Source organism: Robertmurraya beringensis (assembly GCF_042433785.1).
Taxonomy (GTDB): domain Bacteria; phylum Bacillota; class Bacilli; order Bacillales; family Cytobacillaceae; genus Robertmurraya_A; species Robertmurraya_A beringensis.
In genome coordinates, this window is the sequence record NZ_JBHLUU010000063.1 from 1 (window position 1) to 1,780 (window position 1,780).

General features: G+C 43.4%; 1 protein-coding gene. It reads left to right on the forward strand.

What is annotated here, in order from left to right; all coding sequences use genetic code 11:
* Positions 1-124 precede the first annotated feature (124 nt).
* Positions 125-1,402 (forward strand): IS110 family RNA-guided transposase, encoded by a 1,278-nt coding sequence (locus ACFFHF_RS11920; RefSeq protein WP_377058230.1) that lies wholly within the window; start codon positions 125-127, stop codon positions 1,400-1,402.
* Positions 1,403-1,780: the final 378 nt, after the last annotated feature.

Sequence of the window (1,780 nt, forward strand, 5' to 3'; positions counted from 1 at the left end):
AAGGAGCATTCCTGTTAGAAGGATTTTTGGGGACTTGAACAAAAAAGAGCCCTCTTGGTATGATACGGGGTGTCAAATCTGCACGAATTGACCCCTAACTTAGGTAACCAAGGAGGACTCCACATTGGATTTTAAACAAAATCAGAAAATAAATCAAGTCACCGAAAAAACACTCGTCGTTGGAGTTGATATTGCCAAGCGTACTCACTTCGCTTGTTTTGTTGATGATCGCGGACGCGTGCTCCAAAAATCATTCTCTGTACCTCAATCTAGAGATGGGTTTGAATGTTTCTACCAAAGCATTCTCGCTACTATGAAAGAGTACGACAAAACGGACGTCATTGTGGGAATTGAGCCTACAGGGCATTACTGGCTGAATTTAGCCTATTTCCTAGAAGAACGAGGAATTCCCCTTGTCATGACCAATCCCATGCATGTCAAGCGTTCAAAAGAGTTGGATGATAATCTTCCAACGAAACATGACCGTAAAGATGCACTGGTGATTGCACGTCTGATTAAAGATGGACGCTTTAGCTACCCCCGTATTTTGAAAGAGATGGAGGCTGAACTCCGTGTAGGGTCATCATTTAGGAGTAAATTGACAGAGGAACTTGGAGCTGTCAAAAACATGATGATCCGTTGGTTAGATCGCTATTTTCCCGAGTTTACTCAGGTATTTCCGTCATTCGGAAAGATGGCGATGGCTGTACTTGAATGTACTCCATTCCCAGGTGATCTTGATCAAAAACAACCAGATGAAGTGCTAGCACTTTATCGTCAGGTTGAGGGATTAAAATCCCCTCAAAGACCAAAAGCATTGCGCCTCATTGAAGTCGCTACTAACTCCATCGGAGTAACAGAAGGACGTGAGATGGCCCGTTTCGAAATTGCCACACTCGTTCGACGTTACCATCAGTTGGAACAAGAGATTGAAACCATCACACAGCACTTAGTTACACTTGTACAAACATCGGTAGAATATGAATGGCTCTCAACAGTTCAAGGACTTGGAGATACGACAATTGTCGACTTACTATCTGAAATCGGTAGTTTTTCACACTATGAAGATCCACGCCAAATCATTAAACTCGCGGGACTAACATTACGTGAAAACTCCTCCGGCCAGCACAAAGGACAAAAGCGAATCTCAAAACGGGGCAGACGAAAGCTACGCGCCCTCCTTTTCCGAGTGATGATGCCTATGATTCGCCATAATGAAGCCTTTAGAAAGCTACACGAGTATTACACAAATCGCAAGGATAACCCTTTGCGTAAGAAGCAATCCATCGTGGTACTATGCGGAAAACTATTGAAAGTGTTACATGGAATCAGTACAAAGCACAAAGCGTTCGACGCACAGCGAATGATGAAGGATATTCCTAGTCTCGCAGAGGCTATGTAGTTCTACATCCCCTTAATTGACCTAGACAATTGGATGACACGGAGAAGCTGGCCATATTTTTACCATCCGACCTTGAGTCCCTAAAGGAGCTTCGCTAGCCTCTGCCTTATGACTAGACCGAACGAAGGAATGTAGGCACACAGATGCCCAGAGACATGGGAGGGTACGTCATCATAAGCTATGCAGAGATCCATGGTGCATCGTATATTTCACTATCACTACTTACCACCATTATCCAGTAGTGACCGCGTAGCGTACCCATATGATGGAATAGATTCACATAATATAAAAATATTGTTAGGAAGCGTGTCGAAAAATATTTTTTTGACACTCCACCAACGGGTCAAACCGTTGATATATCAACATTTATAGAGGGAG